The organism is Microbacterium sp. zg-Y1090, from assembly GCF_030246945.1.
Taxonomy (GTDB): Bacteria; Actinomycetota; Actinomycetes; order Actinomycetales; family Microbacteriaceae; genus Microbacterium; species Microbacterium wangruii.
The window spans coordinates 2,091,916-2,109,832 of sequence record NZ_CP126742.1; the positions used below are offsets into that span (position 1 = coordinate 2,091,916).

At 71.8% G+C, this 17,917-nt stretch carries 17 protein-coding genes; 6 read left to right on the plus strand and 11 right to left on the minus strand.

The window, feature by feature from the left end:
* Window positions 1-5: 5 nt before the first annotated feature.
* From QNO26_RS09970 to QNO26_RS09990, 5 genes are all read right to left on the minus strand, one after another.
* The gene (locus tag QNO26_RS09970) at window positions 6-1,241 is read right to left on the minus strand and encodes a type II secretion system F family protein (protein WP_257533958.1); all 1,236 of its coding nucleotides are present in this window, start codon (window positions 1,239-1,241) and stop codon (window positions 6-8) included.
* 2 nt (window positions 1,242-1,243) lie between these two features.
* On the minus strand, window positions 1,244-2,848 hold the full coding sequence (locus tag QNO26_RS09975) for a type IV pilus twitching motility protein PilT (protein ID WP_257638732.1): 1,605 nt from the start codon (window positions 2,846-2,848) through the stop codon (window positions 1,244-1,246).
* 42 nt (window positions 2,849-2,890) lie between these two features.
* Window positions 2,891-4,993, minus strand: a complete 2,103-nt coding sequence (locus QNO26_RS09980) for a GspE/PulE family protein (protein ID WP_257638733.1) — start codon at window positions 4,991-4,993, stop codon at window positions 2,891-2,893.
* A 638-nt stretch (window positions 4,994-5,631) separates the two neighbouring features.
* Window positions 5,632-6,627 carry an aldo/keto reductase gene (locus QNO26_RS09985; protein WP_257638734.1) on the minus strand — a complete coding sequence of 332 codons (996 nt, stop codon included), beginning with the start codon at window positions 6,625-6,627 and terminating at the stop codon, window positions 5,632-5,634.
* Window positions 6,628-6,705: 78 nt separating this feature from the next.
* Window positions 6,706-7,122: a ribosomal maturation YjgA family protein gene (locus QNO26_RS09990; RefSeq protein ID WP_257638735.1), complete on the minus strand. Its 417-nt coding sequence runs from the start codon at window positions 7,120-7,122 to the stop codon at window positions 6,706-6,708.
* A 64-nt stretch (window positions 7,123-7,186) separates the two neighbouring features.
* On the opposite strand from QNO26_RS09990, the gene QNO26_RS09995 reads away from it, so the two are divergent.
* Entirely contained in the window at window positions 7,187-7,981 is a 795-nt protein-coding gene (locus QNO26_RS09995; RefSeq protein WP_257533966.1) for an alpha/beta fold hydrolase, read from the plus strand.
* Window positions 7,982-8,027: 46 nt separating this feature from the next.
* On the opposite strand, the gene QNO26_RS10000 is transcribed toward QNO26_RS09995, so the two are convergent.
* On the minus strand, window positions 8,028-8,711 hold the full coding sequence (locus QNO26_RS10000; RefSeq protein ID WP_257638736.1) for a M23 family metallopeptidase: 684 nt from the start codon (window positions 8,709-8,711) through the stop codon (window positions 8,028-8,030).
* Between the two features lie 151 nt (window positions 8,712-8,862).
* On the opposite strand from QNO26_RS10000, the gene rox reads away from it, so the two are divergent.
* Window positions 8,863-10,290, plus strand: coding sequence for a rifampin monooxygenase (rox, locus tag QNO26_RS10005; RefSeq protein WP_257638737.1), 1,428 nt, complete (start codon window positions 8,863-8,865; stop codon window positions 10,288-10,290).
* A 170-nt stretch (window positions 10,291-10,460) separates the two neighbouring features.
* On the opposite strand, the gene QNO26_RS10010 is transcribed toward rox, so the two are convergent.
* Window positions 10,461-11,270 (minus strand): alpha/beta fold hydrolase, encoded by an 810-nt coding sequence (locus QNO26_RS10010; RefSeq protein WP_257638738.1) that lies wholly within the window; start codon window positions 11,268-11,270, stop codon window positions 10,461-10,463.
* 125 nt (window positions 11,271-11,395) lie between these two features.
* On the opposite strand from QNO26_RS10010, the gene QNO26_RS10015 reads away from it, so the two are divergent.
* Window positions 11,396-13,048, plus strand: coding sequence for an ABC1 kinase family protein (locus tag QNO26_RS10015; RefSeq protein ID WP_257638739.1), 1,653 nt, complete (start codon window positions 11,396-11,398; stop codon window positions 13,046-13,048).
* Between the two features lie 78 nt (window positions 13,049-13,126).
* On the opposite strand, the gene QNO26_RS10020 is transcribed toward QNO26_RS10015, so the two are convergent.
* The 3 genes from QNO26_RS10020 to QNO26_RS10030 form a co-directional block, all read right to left on the minus strand.
* Entirely contained in the window at window positions 13,127-13,423 is a 297-nt protein-coding gene (locus QNO26_RS10020) for a DUF1905 domain-containing protein (protein ID WP_257533974.1), read from the minus strand.
* A gap of 100 nt (window positions 13,424-13,523) precedes the next feature.
* Window positions 13,524-14,102 carry an isochorismatase family protein gene (locus QNO26_RS10025; protein WP_257638740.1) on the minus strand — a complete coding sequence of 193 codons (579 nt, stop codon included), beginning with the start codon at window positions 14,100-14,102 and terminating at the stop codon, window positions 13,524-13,526.
* A gap of 252 nt (window positions 14,103-14,354) precedes the next feature.
* Window positions 14,355-15,104 (minus strand): CPBP family intramembrane glutamic endopeptidase, encoded by a 750-nt coding sequence (locus QNO26_RS10030; RefSeq protein WP_257638741.1) that lies wholly within the window; start codon window positions 15,102-15,104, stop codon window positions 14,355-14,357.
* A 169-nt stretch (window positions 15,105-15,273) separates the two neighbouring features.
* Here QNO26_RS10030 and QNO26_RS10035 point away from each other — a divergent pair, with 169 nt between their 5' ends.
* Window positions 15,274-16,140 carry an alpha/beta fold hydrolase gene (locus tag QNO26_RS10035; protein WP_257533977.1) on the plus strand — a complete coding sequence of 289 codons (867 nt, stop codon included), beginning with the start codon at window positions 15,274-15,276 and terminating at the stop codon, window positions 16,138-16,140.
* On the opposite strand, the gene QNO26_RS10040 is transcribed toward QNO26_RS10035, so the two are convergent.
* Entirely contained in the window at window positions 16,113-16,250 is a 138-nt protein-coding gene (locus tag QNO26_RS10040) for a hypothetical protein (RefSeq protein WP_257533978.1), read from the minus strand. The two genes, QNO26_RS10035 and QNO26_RS10040, sit on opposite strands and share 28 nt — an antisense overlap.
* Before the next feature lie 33 nt (window positions 16,251-16,283).
* Between QNO26_RS10040 and QNO26_RS10045 the strand changes: the two genes are divergently transcribed.
* Complete coding sequence (locus QNO26_RS10045; RefSeq protein ID WP_257533980.1) at window positions 16,284-17,315, plus strand: tripartite tricarboxylate transporter substrate binding protein; 1,032 nt, start codon at window positions 16,284-16,286, stop codon at window positions 17,313-17,315.
* Window positions 17,312-17,917 carry a tripartite tricarboxylate transporter TctB family protein gene (locus QNO26_RS10050; RefSeq protein ID WP_257533982.1) on the plus strand — a complete coding sequence of 202 codons (606 nt, stop codon included), beginning with the start codon at window positions 17,312-17,314 and terminating at the stop codon, window positions 17,915-17,917. Before QNO26_RS10045 ends, QNO26_RS10050 begins: the two co-directional genes overlap by 4 nt.

Here is a 17,917-nt window from a genome sequence, read left to right on the forward strand (position 1 = left end):
TCCCGCTAAATCGCTTGGAAGACCATGAACATGGGCATGTAGAGGGCGAGGATCATGAATCCGAGAAGCGCGCCCATGAACACGATCATCAACGGCTCCAGCATGGCGGTGAGCTGGGAGCTCATCGTCTCGACTTCGTCGTCATAGAAGTCCGCGGTCTTCTCGAGCATGGTGTCGATGGCGCCGGACTCCTCGCCGATGCCGACCATCTGGATCAGCATTTCGGGGAAGATCTCCACCTCGGCCAGCGACTCGGCGATCGGCCGCCCCTGGCGCACGCCCTCCTGCACCCCCTGCAGCGACGACGTCACGACGTAGTTGCCGCTGGTCGCCCCCACGATCGCGAGGGACTGCAGGATCGGCACCCCGGAGGCGAGCATCGTCGAGAAGTTGCGGGTGAAGCGGGTGAGCGCGATCTTGGTGTTGAGCTGGCCGAACACCGGCACCTTGAGCTTCATCGGATCGACGACGCGACGCACCGCCTCGGTGTTCTTGTTCATCCCCCACCAGATCGAGAACGCGACGGCGACCACCACGATGATGGGCACGGCCACCGGCATGGCGTTGGACATGTTCACCAGCAGCTGCGTCACCGCGGGCAGCTCGCTGCCGAGATCCCGGAACATCGCGTCGAACACGGGCACGATGAAGATCAGCATGGCCGCGACGGCCACCAGCGCGATGATGAGCACGACGACCGGGTAGGTCAGCGCCGCCTTCACCTTGCTGCGCAGCTTGGTCTCGGCCTCGAAGTTGTCGGCGACCATCAGCAGCGAGCGGTCGAGGAAGCCGCCCGTCTCACCCGCGCGGATCAGGTGCACCATGATCGGCGGGATGACGCGCGGGAACTCCTCGAGGGCGACCGACAGCGCGGTGCCGCCCTCGACCTTCGACGCCGTCTCCTCGAGGGTGCGCCGCAGCTTCGCGTTGTCGGTCTGCGACGTCACGATCGTGAGTGCCCGCAGGATCGAGACGCCGGCATTGACCATCGTCGCCAGCTGGCGGGTGAGCAGCGCCAGGTCTTTCAGAGAAGGAGCGCGCTCCAGCCCCGGGATCGTGATCTCCTGCTGCAGACCCGTGCCGCCGCCCTTGCGGGACAGCGTGTCGGGCACCACCCCGCGCGCCTTCAGCTGCTGCACCGCGTGCGCCTCGCTGGGCGCCTCGAGCACGCCCTTGGTCTTCTTGCCGGAGGAGTCGAGTCCCTTGTAGGCCCACTGCGCGGGCTTCACCTTGGTCGCCATGGTCAGGCACCCCCTGCGACCTGACGGGTGCCCTCGGGCACCTCGGCATCGGCGGGGGTGCGGGCGAGACCGCGGTTGCGCACGAGCTGTTCGAACTCGGTCTCGTCCTGCGCGAGCTCCAGGGCCTGGGAGTGCTCGATCTGTCCCGACAGCACAAGCCGGGCCAGGTCCTGGTCGAGTGTGTGCATGCCGATGGAGTTGCCGGCCTGGATCGCGGTGCGCATCTGGTGGGTCTTGCCCGCCCGGATCAGCGCCTGGATCGCCGGGGTCGAGAACATGACCTCCGTCGCCACCGCGCGGCCGCGGCCTCCCGATCGGCGGATCAGGGTCTGCACGACGACGGCACGCAGCGTGGCGGCGAGCTGGGTGCGCACCTGCGCCTGCTGGTGCGCGGGGTAGACGTCGATGATGCGGTCGATCGTCTGTCCGGCATCCTGCGTGTGCAGCGTCGCGAACACGAGGTGACCGGTCTCGGCGGCGGTCAACGCCGTGGAGATCGTCTCCAGGTCTCGCATCTCACCCACCAGGATGATGTCGGGATCCTGACGCAGGGAGTGCTTGAGCGCCTCGCTGAAGCTGTGCGTGTCGGCGCCCACCTCGCGCTGGTTGATGATGCCGCGCTTGTGGTGGTGGAGGAACTCGATGGGGTCCTCGACCGTGACGATGTGGGCGGCGCGAGACGAATTGGCCTTGTCGATGATGGCCGCGAGCGTGGTCGACTTGCCCGAGCCGGTGGGGCCGCACACCAGCACCAGGCCGCGGGGCAGGCGGGCGAGGTCGACGAGCTCCGGCGGCAGGCCGAGCTGCACCACCGACTTGATCTGGGTCGGGATGATACGCAGCGCCGCCCCGAGGCCGCGCTGATCCTGGAAGATGTTCACACGGAAGCGGGCGATGTCGCCGACGGAGTAGGCGAGGTCGAGCTCGAGATCCCGCTCGAACGCCTCCATCTGCTCTGCGGTGACGAGGCCATCGATGACGCGACGCACCCGGTCCTTGTCCCACACGGTGGTCTCGGCCACGGACTTCAGCTCGCCGTCCACACGCACGACCGGGGTCGACTCCGCCACCAGGTGAAGGTCGGAGGCACCGAGGTCGAGCACCGACGCGACCGACGAGATGAACTCGGGGTCGACCTCGGGGTTGTGCGCGCGCAGCACCTCGGCGACCTCATCGCGACGGGACTCCGGCTCTGCCGGCGCCTGGGACGCGGCACTGCGCCCACCCAGGCGCGAGGCGACGGGCTCCGGATCGAAGAAGGACATCGTCGGCACCGTGGGCGACGGGATCACCGGCGCCGGCGGCAGGGGCTCCTGCGACGCCGCGGCCGGGTACGACACGGGTGCCGGCGACATCGGCATCGTCGGGGCCGTGGACACCGGCACAGTCGGCGCCGCCGGCACCGCGGGCTCCTCGAACGGCCATGACGTCGTCGGCTGCGCCACCGGCTCGGGCTCGGGCGGCGACGCATCAGCACCCGGAAGCGTCACTCCCGGAACACCGGTGAGGAACGACCGCAGTGCAGGGTCGACCTCGTCCCCGCGCATGAGCGCATCGAAGCGCGAACTGCTCGTCATGCGCATCACACCGTCTTCGTCCGCCACCATGTCTTGTTCTCTTCTCTCCTTCAGGGTTCTGTACTGCAACCGCTAGACGGTCACGCGCAGAATCTCGTCGATGGTGGTGTGTCCTCGCAGCACCTTCGCCCAGCCATCCATGCGCAGACGCATCATGCCGTTCGCCTCGGCGTGCGCGGCGATCTGGGCGGTCGGCGCGTTCGCGACCGCCAGCCTCTCGATCTCGTCGTCGACGGCCATCACCTCGTGCAGGGCGATGCGGCCGCGGTAGCCGGTGTTCGAACACTGCGAGCAGCCGGTCGACCGATACACCTTCGGCGGTCCCGCCGCGGGGTCGACCGCCACACCCAGGATCGCCAGTTCCGTCCCGGTCGCCACCGACTTGACCTTGCACTTCGCGCACAGCCGTCGGGCCAGGCGCTGCGCGACCACCGAGTCCAATGCGGAACCGACCAGGAACGGCTCGACACCCATCTCGATGAGACGCGTGACCGAGCTCGGGGCGTCGTTCGTGTGCAGGGTCGAGAGCACCAGGTGGCCGGTCAGCGAGGATTCGATGGCGATCTTGGCCGTCTCCTCGTCGCGGATCTCACCGATGAGGATGACGTCGGGGTCCGACCGCAGGATCGAGCGCAGCGCCGCGGCGAAGGTCAGTCCCGCCTTCGGGTTCACCTGCACCTGGTTGATCCCCGACATCCGGTACTCGACCGGGTCCTCCACGGTGATCACATTCACGGTCGGCTTCGAGATGGTGGCGAGCGTCGTGTACAGGGTCGTGGACTTGCCGGAACCGGTCGGACCGGTGACGAGGATCATCCCGTACGGCTTGGAGAAGCTGGCCCGGAAGACGTCCATGTTGCGCTCGAGCATGCCGAGGTCATCGAGCTTGAGGCTGGCGACCGGGGAGTCGAGGATTCGGGCGACGACCTTCTCGCCCCACACCGTCGGCAGCGTCGCGACACGCAGGTCGACGGTGCGCCCGGCGTGGCCGACGGAGATTCGGCCGTCCTGCGGCTTGCGCCGCTCGCCGATGTCGAGTTCCGCCATCACCTTGAGCCGGCTGATCACGCCGGGGATCATCGACCGCGGCACGGTGTGCACCGTGGTCAGCACGCCGTCGATGCGGTACCGCACCCGCAGCTCCTCACGGCCCGGCTCGATGTGGATGTCGGACGCGCGGTCCATGATCGCCTGGCTGATGATGACGTTGACGAAGCGGATGATGGGGCCTTCGTCGGCCGCCGAGTCGCCGACGTCCTGACTCCAGGCATCCTCTTCGGCGGTGCTCTCGAACGACGAGGTCAGCTCGTCCATCTCCGCATCCGCGCGGTGGTAGCGGTCGATCGCCGCGAGGATCGCCTCCGGCTCGGCGACGGCCGCGACGATGGGCGCCCGCACGACCGCCGCGACGTCGTCGAGCACCACGACGTTGCCAGGATCGGACACCACGACCATCAGCCGCTCCCCCACGCGGGAGATCGGCAGCACCAGGTGCTTGCGGCACATCTGGTCGGGGATGAGGTGCACCACCGTGGGATCGACCGCGAACTCGGTGAGGTCGACGTAGGCCAGGCCGTGCCGGGCCGCCAGCGCGACGGCGAGCTGCTGCGGGGTCTGCTCGGGCTCGAGCTCGGGCTCCGGCGCCGGTCGGGGAATCGAGGGGCCGGCGGGGGGCGCGGCCGGTGTCACGGGGAGCGCGGCCCCCGCCGAGGCCACGTGCACCGGCTGCCCGGGGCGCGTCGTCGCGGAGAACTCCGCGAGCATGGCGAGGTCGCTGCCGTGCCCGCCGACGGCGGGCGCGGGATCCGACGGCGGGGTCAGCTGCGAGGCGCGTGCCTGAGGCAGGGACGGCGCCGGCGCTGCGGGCGCGACCGAGGCCGAGGCTGCGGGCGCGACGGAGGCAGGGGCGGCGGGCGCGACCGCGGCCGGGGCGGCCTGCGGCGGCTGAGGGCCCCGCGCGGAAGCAGCACCGAACGCCGGTGCGCCCGACGAGGCGACCATGCCGGCACCGGCATCGTGGCCGATCGGCCGTGGGGCCGGCGGGTGGCCGACGGCGGGGCGCTCGGCCGAGGCGACCAGGATGGGGGCGTCGCCTGCGCGGTTCTCCTCCTGCTGCGAGGAGAGCGCCCGCTGCCGACGCCGCGTGCGCAGCGCGACGGGAGCCGTGTCCGCCACCGGCTCCCTCACCGGTGGGTGCGCCGCGGAGACCGACGAGGCTGCCGCGTGCGCGGCTGGCGCCGACAGCGCAGACGGTTCCCGCCGCTCCGCCGCTGGGCGGGACGGGGTGTGGGCGCCGAGCATGGCGTTCCAGATCTGGTCCTCCGGCGCCGGTTGTCCCGCGGCGCTGTCACTGCGGGCGCTGCGCCGCCGCCGTTCGCCGTCGCCACGGGCCGCGTGCCCCGAATCGTGTGATGAGAACTCCATCGTCCTATCCCCCTGCCCCGCTCATACCGGCGCGCGGGCGGGCCGGTGGCCGATCCGCTCCGGCTCGTCGGCTCACGTCGAGAGACCCGCCCGGCCGCCGGGCGGCCGCCGCCCGGCACCCTGGCCGCGGGAGCGGTCGCCGCGCGCGCCGGACCACGGTCACCGGCGCGCGAAGCGCAAGGGGTGCCGGAAGAAGTGCGGCCATCGCAGGTTCCGTTCGAGCGGAGGTGGGGGGAACTACTCGAAACGTAACGCGGCCGGTCGTCCCGACTCGGGCGTCCCGGACGGACGACCGCGTACGTGATCACTATGGAGGAAGATGCCCTCCCTGCGCCAATCCGCCGCACCGACCGGCGCCGTGACCCGGCCGCGCGGCGGCCGGGCAGCCCTTACCAGAGCGGGTGGATGTCGGCGCGCAGGTACCGGTCGTACACGTCGCGCACCGCGGCGTCGAACGCCTGCACGTCGAACGCGTCCGACTCCATCAAGGCCGCCGCGGCGGCGTTGGACGCCGCCTGCCCGACGTTGCGCGCGCCGGGGATGACACTGGTGACCCCGGGGCGCGTGGCACCCCAGACCAGCGCCGCCGCCGGCAGCGGCACGCCCTCGGGCAGCGCCTCGGTGAGCGCAGCCACGGCGGCGAGGCCGGTCTCATAGTCCACGCCGGAGAACGTCTCGCCCCGGTCGAACGACTCCCCGTGACGGTTGTAGCTGCGGTGGTCGTTCTCGGCGAACGTCGTCGCCCGGGTGTACCTGCCGCTGAGCAGGCCCGACGCGAGCGGCACACGGGCGAAGATCGACACACCCGCATCCGCCGCGGCCGGCAGCACCTCGTCGAGGGGCTTCAGTCGGAACGGGTTGAGGATGATCTGCACGTTGGTGACGTTGGGGCGCGCGATCGCCGCGAGCGCCTGCGCGCACGTCTCGACCGAGACGCCGTACGCGGCGATGGCGCCGTCGGCGACGAGCGCGTCCAGCGCGTCGTAGGTGGCATCCGCCTCGATCACCTCGGTGGGCGGGCAGTGCAACTGCACGAGGTCGAGCGTGTCGACCTTCAGGTTCGCGCGGGACCGATCGGTCCAGGCGCGGAAGTTCTCCGGCGTGTAGTTGGCGGGTTCCTGCGCCATGCGCCGCCCCATCTTGGTCGCGACGGTCACGCCGTGGCCGGGACGCTGGGCGAGGAACGCGCCGATGATCGTCTCGCTGCGCCCGTCGCCGTAGACGTCGGCGGTGTCGAAGAGGGTGACTCCGCTCTCGAGCGACGCCTCCAGCACGGCCAGCGCATCGACCTCGTCGACCATTCCCCAGTCGGCTCCGAGCTGCCAGGTTCCGAGTCCGATGGCTGAGACGGATCGACCGGTGCGGCCGAGGGGGCGCTGCTGCATGAAAGCTCCTTTGACCTGTCCAGGATGCCACGCCCGCCGAGCCCCGCGCGCATCAAGCCGGTCCGCGGGGCTGCGGTCTCAGCGCGTCGGCCGCCGGAGTGGGCGCCGTCGCCGCACCCCCACCGCGAGGGCCGTGTCGGCGAGGACCGCGACGGCGATCGTCAGCAGGTAGACGAGCAGGTCGCGGGGGTCAAAGACGGTGCCCAGCAGCAGCATCGCCGGCGGGAACGCCGCGCCGAGGCGCTCCGGGGCACCCGTCAGCTGCAGCAGCTCCACCGCGGTGCACCAGGCGCCGGCGGCGACGGCGATGAGCCACGGGCGAGGCCGCGGGAAGATCATCACGAGCCCGGCGTAGGCGGCGAGCGCGTACAGCGCATCTCCGGCGATGTCGGATGCCGCGGTGTCGGCAGCCCAGCGGTGCACGGCCAGTCCCGTCGCGACCGTCGCCACCAGCGCGAGGGCGGCGATCAGGCGACGGCGGGCGGGGCGCGGCATCCGGTCACTGTACGCCGTCGACGACCCGCGACCCCGACGGGCGGGGATGCGGGAGGATCGGGGGATGGATGCCGCGCTCCCCGGACTGACCCGCCTGCCCGCACCGCAGTTCGTCATGACCGCCGACGGCGACCGCATCGCCACCTACACCTGGGGCGACGAGACCGCCCCGACCGTGCTGTGCGTGCACGGGTTCGGCTCCAGCACCCGCGACAACTGGGTGGCCACCGGCTGGGTGCGCGACCTGCTCGCCGCCGGCATGCGCGTGCTCGCCGTCGACCAGCGCGGCCACGGCGCCAGCGACAAGCCGCATCTGCCCGGGTCGTACGGCATGAGCGCACTGGTGGGCGACCTGGTCACCGTGCTCGACACCTACCTTCTCGACACCGTGCGCTACGTCGGCTACTCGCTCGGCGGACGCGTCGGATGGCAGACCGCCGTGGACGTGCCGCACCGCATCGAGCGCGCGGTGCTCGGCGGCATCCCCGACGGCACTCCCCTGGCGCGCATGCGCATCGACCAGGTGCACGCCTACCTCGACAGCGGCGAGCCGGTGGCCGATGAGGTCACCCGCCGATACGTGTCACTGGCCGAGCGGGTGCCGGGCAACGACCTGCGAGGTCTGGTGGCGCTCGCCGAGGGGATGCGCGACGGGGACGCCGACCCCGACCCCGCGTCGCCGCCGGTGCAGCCGGTGCTGTTCGCGACGGGAACGGACGACCCGATCCTGGAACAGTCGCGGCGACTGGCGTCGGTCGCCCCGCAGGGGACGTTCCTCGAGATCCCGGGCCGCACGCACGTCAACGCGCCGGGATCGCGTGACTTCCGCCGGGCCGGGGTGGCGTTCCTCGCAGCCTGACCGGGGCGAGACAGGGCGGGGCGAGACGGGGCGGGTCTTCGCGCCGTTACGGGTCACTCGCCGGCAGCGGGGCGACGATCGCCGTCTCGTCGGGGATGCCGAGCCCAACGTCGCGCAGCCCGTCGCGGCCCCACTGCCGATACGCGGTGAACGCTATCGGCACGCCGCGCGCGACGCGCAGGTCGGCGCTGTCCATCGCCTGCACGTGCACGTGCGGCTCCGTGGAGTTGCCGGAGTTGCCGCACTGCGCCATCTGCTCCCCCACGGCGACCATCTCGCCCACCTCGACGCGCACCGACCCGCGCCGCAGGTGCACGACCGCGACGAACATCCCGCTCGCATCGTCACGGACGATGACGTGGTTCCCCGCCACGGCGGCCACCCCGGCGCGCAGCCGACCCGCCTGCCCCATGGCATAGGCGAGCAGCGCAGGCTGAGAGCGCCGCGCTTCATGGTCGGGCTCCCCGTCGTGCGTGGCGACGACCGTGCCCGCCGCGGGCGCGAGGATCGGCATCCCGAACCCCACGAACCGCTCGGGCGGCTCGGTCGCCAGCGCGGTGCGCCAATCCCGCGTCGCCGAGGTGCGCCCGCGCGCGTCGACCGCCACGAAGTCGATCGCGTAGCGCTGCCCGAGCACATCGACGCCGTGACTCGGCACGCGCCGGGCGGGACTGTTCTGCACCAGCCAGCGGCCGGTGAAGGGAAGCGCGAGGGCGAGCGGCGACGGCATGGCACCTCCCGGTGGTCGTGCGCCGCGAGCGCACTCCGCGGGATGAAGAGCCACTCGCGATCCCTGCCGTGTCCAGGATATCGGCGGGGTGGGGGCTTGCGGCAAGCCCCCCTCGCGGAGGCAGGATGGCCGCCGCGAAGAAGGGGGCACCATGTGGGATGTCGCGATCGTCGGCGGCGGGCCGACCGGGATGATGCTGGCCGCCGAACTGCGGCTGCACGACGTGAGGGTGGTCGTACTCGAGCGGGATGCCGTGCCCTCGCCCCAGGTGCGCGCCCTCGGCCTGCACGTGCGCACCATCGAACTGCTCGACCAGCGCGGCCTGCTCGAGCGCTTCCTCGCGCACGGCACACAGCACCGGGTCGGCGGGTGGTTCGCGGGTGTCGACGCCCCGTGGCCGGACGACCTCGACACCGCACACGGCTACGTGCTCGGCATCCCGCAGCCGGTCACCGACCGTCTGCTGACCGCGCACGCCGTCGCGCGGGGCGCGGAGATCCGCCGTGGCGAAACGGTCATCTCCCTCAACCAGGATGCCGAGGGCGTCACGCTCGACCTGGCGGACGGAACCGCCGTGCGCGCCCGCTTCGTCGTCGGCTGCGACGGCGGCCGCAGCACCGTGCGCCGACTCGTCGGCATCGGTTTCCCCGGCGAACCCGCGACGATGCAGTGGTTGCTCGGCGAGATGGAGCTCACCGCGCCGCCGGAGACGGTCGCTGCGGTGACCGCCGAGGTGCGCCGGACACAGCGCGGGTTCGGCGCCGGCCCGTCGGGTGAGGGCCGCTACCGCGTCGTGGTGCCCGCCGACGGGGTCTCGGAGGACCGCGTCACCCCGCCGAGCCTCGCGGAGTTCGCCGCGCAGCTGCGGCGCCACGCGGGCACCGACTTCGGCGCCCACTCCCCGCGGTGGCTCTCCCGCTTCGGCAATGCCACGCGCCTGGCCGACCGCTACCGCACGGGCCGGGTGCTGCTGGCCGGCGACGCGGCGCACGTGCACCCGCCGCTCGGCGGCCAAGGACTCAACCTCGGCATCCAGGATGCCGTCAACCTCGGCTGGAAGCTGGCCGCCGAGGTCGACGGCTGGGCGCCACCCGACCTGCTGGACACCTATGAGTCCGAGCGCCGCCCCGTCGCCGACGACGTCCTCACCCTCACCCGCGCGCAGAGCGAGCTCACCCGGCTCGACGCCGGACCGCAAGCCGTGCGCCAGGTGATCGCCGACCTCATGGACATCCCCGGGGTCAACCGGCGACTCACCGAGCGGACCACCGCCATCGGCATCCGTTACGACTTCGGCGACGACGACCCGCAGGTCGGACGCCGACAGCGCGACGTTTCGCTGCCGCGCGGGCGCCTGTACGACCGCATGCACAGCGGGCGCGGGCTGCTTTTCGACCGCGACGGCACGCTCGACATCGACGGGTGGCAGGGACGCGTGGATCGCATCGTCGACCCCGGCGACGAACCGGATGCCGCGGCGGTGCTGCTGCGGCCGGACGGCCACATCGCGTGGCGGGGAGAGGATGCCGCCGGGCTTCGCCACGCGCTGTCGCGGTGGTTCGGGGCCCCCGTCGGATGAGCGTTTCGTCTCGCTGCGGCCGCTGGGTCCTGCGGGAGCGTTTCGTCTCGCTGCGCTTGCTCAACGACCCGGGGCCGCCACACCGCGGGTCGTTGAGCGAGGGAGCGCAGCGACCGAGACGAAACGCTCCCGGCAGGGCCGGCAGGGGCGTTTCGTCTCGCTGCGCTCGCTCAACGACCGGCCCCGAGAAAACCGAGCACGTCGCGGGCGTAGCGTCGGTGCAGCGTCGTGCCGAGGTGTCCGGCACGGGGGTACACGATCGATCGGCCGCCGGGGATGGCCGCGGCCGTATCGCGGAAGAGCGCAGGTGAGTAGAACCGGTCGCGCGCGGCTCCGATGACGAGGGTGGGAGCGGTGATCTCCCCCAGCCGCTCGCTCACGTCGAAGTCGTCCTCGGCTTCGATGACGGCGAGCAGCTCGGCGCCCGCCTCGGCGAACGTGCTGCGGCCCATCACCCACCCCGCCGCGCCGAACAGCGCCGAACTCACCGCCGACGCCGCGACCTCTCGCGCCATCACGGCACCGGCGCGGCGGGTGTGCCCCGCATGCACGGCCGCAGCGAGCTCCTGCTGCACCCGCCTGCCGTGGTCGCTCAGTCGCGCCGCCGCCGAGACGACCACCAGCCGGCGGACGAGATGCGGGTGATCCAGCGCGAGCTGCAGCGCAAGGCTGCCACCGGTGGACACCCCCACCACGTCGACCGGACCCGGCAGGTGAGGGCCGATCGCCGCCGCTGAAGCCGCCGCGATCTCCGCCATCGTCACCGGTGGCGCCAGCTCGTGCGACCAGTGGACCCACACCACCGCACGGTGTCGCGTGAACGGGGCGAGCAGTCCGCGCTGCAGCAGCAGCCCGCCCCCTGACGGCAGGTGAGGACTCGCCGACAGGCCCGACAGGTACACCAGCGTCGCCCCCGCCCCGAAGCGCAGATACGGGATGCCGGGCGGCCACTCCCCCCTCGCGACCGGGGTCTTCGTCACGGGATGTGACCTCCAGGGCGAGCGGTGGGCGGGACGACTGCCCACAGCATCCCGCCCGCGCCGAACCGGCGCAAGGATGCACGCCGCCCTTGTCGGTGCCCACCTGGGGTCGGGATGATGGGGCGATGCAGCCACCACCGCTGGGCAGATACCAGGAGATCGCCGACACGCTCGCCCGCCACGGGTTGGGGTTCCTCGCCGCCGAGCTCGGCATCACTCGGTTCCACCCCGCACGACGGGGCGCATCGGTCGGCGCCTCCGATCACCGGCCGACCGATGCCGCGACGCAGCTTCGGCTGGTGCTCGAGGACCTCGGCCCCACGTTCATCAAGCTCGGCCAGCTGCTGTCGACGCGCCCCGACCTGCTGCCACCCGCCTACATCACGGAGCTGTCGAAGCTGCAGGATGCCGCGCCTCCCGTGTCCGCCGAGCAGATCCGGCAGACCATCCGCCAGGAGCTGGGCAGCGACCCCGACGATCTGTTCGCGACGTTCGACTGGACGCCCATGGCATCCGCCTCCATCGGACAGGTGCACGCGGCGACGCTCGCGGACGGCACATCGGTCGTGGTGAAGGTGCGCCGGCCCGAGGTGGTGCGCAAGGTGCAGGACGACCTCGACATCATGAACAACCTGGCCGAACGGGCGGCGCGCATATCGTCGATGGCGCGCGCGTACAACGTGCCGGGCATCGTGAAGGAGTTCGCCGACACCCTCCGGGCCGAGCTGGACTATCTGCGCGAAGCCCGCAACGCCGAGCGGTTCGCAGAGAACTTCGCCGATCGCCCCGGGGTCGTGATCCCCCGGGTGTTCTGGGAGACCACGACATCGCGAGTGCTGACGCTCGAGCGGATGACCGGGGTCAAGGTCAGCGACCCCCGCGCGCTCGAGGACGCCGGCATCGACCCCGGCGCCATCGCCGAGGCGGGGGCGACGGTCGTGCTGACGATGATCTTCGAGGACCGTTTCTTCCACGCCGACCTGCACCCGGGCAATGTCTTCGTCCACCCTGACGGCCGCATCGCCCTCATCGACTTCGGCATGGTCGGCGAGATGACGGAGGAACTGACCGAGCAGCTGGCCGATGTGTTCATCGCGTCGGCGACGCGCAACTCGGAATCGCTCGCGAGCGCGCTGATCGAGCTGTCGGTGTCGCCGGGGCCGGTGGACCGCCGGGCGCTGCGCGCAGGCCTGGCCTCCTTCTTCGCGGAGTTCTCCGACAAGCCCCTCGGCGACATCCACTTCACGCGGCTGATCACCGACCTGCTGCGCGTGCTGCGCGTGCAGCACCTGCAGCTGCCGCATGAGATCTCGCTCGTCGTGCGGGCCCTCATCGTCACCGAGGGTGTCGGGGTGCAGCTCGACCCGCAGTTCGACCTCAACAGCGTCCTGACCCCCTACGCCCGGCGACTCATCCGCCGCCGCCTCTCCTTCGAAGCGGTGGCCAAACGCGTGAGCCGAGCGTCGGTGGATGCTGGCGCGCTGATGCTCGACCTTCCCACCAAGCTGCGGCGTCTCATGGAGTCGGTCGACGAGAACGGCATCGAGGTGCACCTGCGCGCAGCGGAGCTCGTCCCCGTCGTCGCGCGGGCCGAGCGCATCGGCAACCGCGTGGTCGCCGGCATCATCACGGCAGCGCTCATCAACAGCATCGGCCAGCTGATGGGCCGTGACAGCCGGCTGCAGACGTGGCAGCGCGCCATCACCGGCCTCGTGCTGACCTCGTTCACGAGCCTCACCGGCTACCTGCTGTGGACGGCACGGCGCAAGCGCGACTGACGCCCGCGGCGGCGACCCGGGCGGAGCCGCGGTCCCCGTGCCCGCGCCCGCGCCTGCGCCTGCGCCCGCGCCCGCGCCTCAGGCGTCCAGCACCCACAGCCCGACCGTGACCGGGCCGCCTTCGTCGAGGCCTTCCGCCTCGCGCACCGCCCGCTTGAGCGGCAGCCAGTAGCGGCCGGACGCGCTGGGGAAGATCGACGTGCGCCACGTTGTCGCACCCACGGTCGCCTCCACCCGCACGGCCCCGAACCCGCGGGTGAACGGTCCGGTGAGCTCGGCGATCTGCTCGCTCAGCTCCTCGGGGATGTCGGTGAACAGCCACACCTCGGCGCGGGCGTCCCACCGGAACACCACGGACTCGAACTCGATGCGCACCTGCTCAGTCTCCCCCTTTCGCGGCCGCGTGGGCGCGGTTGCGCGGGGCGGACCGCGCGGGGACCTGCGCCTGGGGGCGCCGACCCCCGGCGACCGCCGCTCACACGGCCGCGGCGGCGCGCACGCGATGGGCCGTCGTCGTGATGACGGCGAACTCCCGCGCGCCGAGAACGCTTTCCGTGCGGCGCATCAGGTCCTCCCCCGACAGCGCTGCATACCCCGGACCTGCAGCGATCGGCGAGGTGGTCGTGGCATCCGTCACGAACTCGACCGCGAAGCCCAGGTCGCCCGCGACGCGCGCGGTGGTCTCGCAGCACTGCTCGGTGCGGATGCCGCAGACGACCACCGTGCCCACCCCGCGTGCCACGAGCTGCGCCTGCAGGTCGGTGGAGGTGAACGCGTTGACCGTCGTCTTGGTGACGTGGATCTCGTCGGCCCGGGGATCGAGCTCGGCGACGACGCGGACGAACCCGGAATCGGGGTCGAAGACGCCCCCGGTGCCCGGCTCGGCGTGCGTCACCCAGACCACGGCGTCTCCCGCCGCGCGGGCGTGTTCGACCAGCAGCGCGATGTTGTCGAAGACCTGCGGGTTGGCGGTGGCCGCCCAGTCGTCGGGCCGCTGCCGGAAGGACTCCTGGGCGTCGATGACAAGAAGGGCGGTGTCTGACGTGCGGGGCATGCCTCCAGCGTGGTGCGCGCCGGCGCGGCCCGAAAGGCGCAAGGCGGTCACGCTGCGGCGGGATCCTGCCGCCTGGCTGGTGAGGGGGTCGACCCGGATGCGGGGATTCGCCCGGATGAGGACCGATCACCCCGACGGGTCCGCATTCGGGCAGATCCCCTCATCTCGGCAACCGGAGGCGCGCACGGAAGCCCCGCACGGCGGCGAGCGCGAGCACCGCTCGACCCCGCAGGCCCTCCCCCACCACCGCCTTCAGGCCACGGATGCCGGCGGTGAATCGAGCGCCGCCCCCACCCTGGCGAGGCGGGCACGCAGGAACAGCACGTAAGGAATCATGACCACCGCGATGACGGCGACGGTGACGGCATCCGCTCGCACGGTGGACGGCGTGAGCGCCGCGCCGAGGTTGAAGAGGGCGTGGAAGACGATGCCGGGCAGGATGCTGCCGGTCAGGACCGCGCAGTAGGCCAGCGCGATGCCGATCACGACGGCTGCGACGATCTGCAGCAGCTGCTCGGCGAGCGCGTATCCGCGCAGGAGGTTCACCACGTGTCCCACGCCGAAGGTGACCCCGGAGATGAGGATGGCACTCGTCGTGCTGCCCTGGCTGCGCAGCGCCTGGAGCAGGAAGCCGCGGAAGAGCAGCTCCTCGACGAAAGCCACACCGGCGACCAGCAGCAGCGCGGACAGCACGCGCGGCGCATCGAGACCGACCGCGAAGCCGTTGACGTACGGCACGAGCACGATCGCGAACAACGGGACGTACCAGAGGGTCGAGCGCCCCCTGCCCGGCTGCACCCGACGGAGCCCGAAGAACGCGAGTCGGCGAGCCCCGCGCAGGGAGACCACGAGCACCACCGAGAGCACGATGAGCAGGATGCCGGTCAGCGAGGGGAACGCGAGCAGCTCGCCGACCGCGTCGCCGATGTTCACCGCCACGATGTAGACGGCGATCCAGATGAGCGCGTGCGCGAGCGGGTGGGTGTCCAGCAGATTCCGCATGCGCCTCCTCAGCAGGACCGTACGCCTCGTGATCCGGCTCACCGTAGCCTGCCCGCGAAACGCCGGCCAGGGCGAACACTGCGGCCGGGCACGCGCGGCATCCGCTATGAGCCGTCGAACGCACGCGCAACCCCCTCGGAAACGGGTGCCGTGACGGTGAGGATGAGGCATGCCGACGACACGCCTCGACACGTTCCGCCGCGGAGACCTGCGCTTCGATGTATCCGACGACGGGCCGCTCGATGGGCCGGTCGTCGTGCTGCTGCACGGCTTTCCCGGGTCCCGTCGCACCTGGGATGCCGTCACACCGCTCCTCACCACCGCAGGGCTGCGCGTGGTCTCCTTCGACCAGCGGGGGTACTCCCCCGGCGCCCGGCCACTGCGGCGCCGCGACTACCGCGCGGCCGATGTCGTGGGCGATGTGATCGCCCTGCTCGACGCCCTCGAGGTCGGGCGGGTGCACCTCGTCGGCCACGACTGGGGCGGGTTCGTCGCCTGGCGCATGGCCGCGACGGCGCGCGAGCGCCTGACCGGAATGACGGTGCTGTCGACGCCGCATCCGCAGGCGATGCTGCGCTCGCTGCTGTCGTCGGCGCAGGCCCTCCGCTCCCTCTACATGGGCTTCTTCCAGCTGCCGTGGGTGCCCGAGGCGCTGTTGCGACCCCGCCTGGCCCGCTTGCTGATGGCCTCCGGCCTGCCGGCGGATGCCGCGCGCGAGTATCAGCGGTTCCTCTCCGGGCCGCACGCGCTGCGCGGCGCGCTCAACTGGTATCGCGGCATGTGGCTGCCCGATCGTCGGCGCGGGAAGGCGGCGCCCGACACCATCGGCGTCCACACCACCTACATCTGGGGCAACGGCGACCAGGCGCTCGGTCGTCGAGCCGCCGAGCTCACCGGACGGCACGTGGATGCCGGGTACCGCTTCGTCGAGCTGGACGAGAACCACTGGCTGCCCGAGCGCGCGGCAGCACGCGTCGCCCGGGAAGTGATCACCGCGCTGCGGCCGGATCACTCCGGCGCGGATGCCGGCCGGTAGGGCACCTGCGGGCGGTTGCGCTTGCCGGAGCGGTGCGCGAGATCGGTGACGCCGACGTCGACGAGGCGTCGCGGCCCGCGCCGCGCGGTGCCATCATGGGTCGATCTCACGGCGACGAAGACGTCCGCGGGAATGGAGAGAGCATGAGCGACGACGCGCAGAGCCCACCGAGCGGCGGCACATCCGGCACGTCCCGCACCCACACGATCGTCGGCCGGGTGATCGGCGGAGTCGTGGCCGCGGCCGCAGTCGGCGTGGCGGCCTTCGGCTCCATCACCTCGGCGGCAGAGGGCGGCGAGATCAGCGCCTCGATGACCATCATCGCGCCCGCCGCGGCCGGCGGCGGCTGGGACGGGGTGGCGCGCGAGCTGCAGCAGGCGCAGAAGGCCAACGGCCTGGTCAACAACGTGCAGGTCGTCAACATGCCCGGCGCCGGTGGCACGATCGCCCTCGGCAACGTGTCGGTGCTCACCGGCCAGCCCAACAACCTGCTCGTCGGCGGCACCGGGCTGCTGGCGGCGACCATCCAGTTCGACTCCGCGGCGACGCTGGCCGATGTGACCCCGCTCGCGGTGATCGTGGAGGAGTACGACGTGATCGTCGTGCCGGCCGACTCCCCCTACGAGACGCTCGACGATCTCGTGGCGGCCTGGCGGGAGGATCCGAAGTCGATCCCCTGGACCGGGGGCGGGTCGTTCGACCAGCTGGTGGTCACCGACCTCGCGCTCGCCGCGGGCATCGACCCGCTCGACACGACCTACATCTCCTCCGATGGCGGGGGCGAGGCGATCCAGGCGCTGCTGAACGGCACGGCCGCCGCGGCCGCAGGCGGGTACCCCGACAACATCGACCAGATCGAGGCGGGGCGACTGCGCGCGCTGGCGCTGGTGGCGACCGAACCGATCGACGGCATCGACATCCCCACCGCGGCGGAGCAGGGCTACGACATCTCGCTCACCAACTGGCGCATGCTGGCCGCGCCCTCGGGCCTCGACGACGACGACGTCGATGCCCTCACCGAGCTGGTGCTCGACAGCGTGGAGACCCCCGAGTGGCAGGACGCCATCACCCGGTACCGCTGGACCGAGCGCGTCATCACCGGCGACGACCTGACGGCGTTCCTCGGCGACGAGGAGACCCGCATCCGCACCCTGTACGAGGAGATGGGCCTGTGACCTTCCCCACGAATCCCACCGCGGCATCCGCCGTCATCGGCGGCCGTTACCGGCTCACCTCCGGCCCCAGCCGCACCGCGATGCTGCTGAAAGGGCTCACGATGCCGGTCGTGATCGCGGCGTTCGCGACCTACCTGCTGGTCGGCATCCTCACGATGAAGGTGCCCGAGGGCACCGCCTTCCCCGGGCCGCAGTTCTTCCCCGCCATCATCACCGCGGGGCTGTACGCGTTCGCGGTCGTCCTCGCGGTCACGGCGCTGCGGGAGATGCGCGCGCCGCAGACTCCCCCCGTCGACCCCGTGGAGGCCTTCCTCGACGAGGACACCGTCGACGCGGCATCCGCCCCGCCACGCCCCGTGCGCGTCGACGTCGCGTCGCTGGCCTGGGTCGTCGGGTCGTTTCTGGTCTTCGCCTTCGTGCTGAATCTGCTCGGCTGGATCATCGCCGCCGGGCTGCTGTTCTGGTGCGTCGCGCGCGGGTTCGGCTCCACCAAGCCGTGGCAGAGCCTCATCACCGGGTTCACGGTGAGCGCGCTCGCCTACATCGCTTTCGACATGATGCTCGGGATGCCGCTTCCCTCCGGCATCCTCGGGGGGTTCTGA

Coding starts and splice junctions, on each gene's coding strand:
- rox (WP_257638737.1), top strand. CDS start 8,863: ATGTGGGATGTCGCGATCGTCGGCGGCGGGCCGACCGGGATGATGCTG.
- QNO26_RS10000 (WP_257638736.1), bottom strand. CDS start 8,711: ATGCCGTCGCCGCTCGCCCTCGCGCTTCCCTTCACCGGCCGCTGGCTG.
- QNO26_RS10015 (WP_257638739.1), top strand. CDS start 11,396: ATGCAGCCACCACCGCTGGGCAGATACCAGGAGATCGCCGACACGCTC.
- QNO26_RS09995 (WP_257533966.1), top strand. CDS start 7,187: ATGGATGCCGCGCTCCCCGGACTGACCCGCCTGCCCGCACCGCAGTTC.
- QNO26_RS09985 (WP_257638734.1), bottom strand. CDS start 6,627: ATGCAGCAGCGCCCCCTCGGCCGCACCGGTCGATCCGTCTCAGCCATC.
- QNO26_RS09990 (WP_257638735.1), bottom strand. CDS start 7,122: ATGCCGCGCCCCGCCCGCCGTCGCCTGATCGCCGCCCTCGCGCTGGTG.
- QNO26_RS10045 (WP_257533980.1), top strand. CDS start 16,284: ATGAGCGACGACGCGCAGAGCCCACCGAGCGGCGGCACATCCGGCACG.
- QNO26_RS10025 (WP_257638740.1), bottom strand. CDS start 14,102: ATGCCCCGCACGTCAGACACCGCCCTTCTTGTCATCGACGCCCAGGAG.
- QNO26_RS09970 (WP_257533958.1), bottom strand. CDS start 1,241: ATGGCGACCAAGGTGAAGCCCGCGCAGTGGGCCTACAAGGGACTCGAC.
- QNO26_RS10030 (WP_257638741.1), bottom strand. CDS start 15,104: ATGCGGAATCTGCTGGACACCCACCCGCTCGCGCACGCGCTCATCTGG.
- QNO26_RS10035 (WP_257533977.1), top strand. CDS start 15,274: ATGCCGACGACACGCCTCGACACGTTCCGCCGCGGAGACCTGCGCTTC.
- QNO26_RS09975 (WP_257638732.1), bottom strand. CDS start 2,848: ATGGTGGCGGACGAAGACGGTGTGATGCGCATGACGAGCAGTTCGCGC.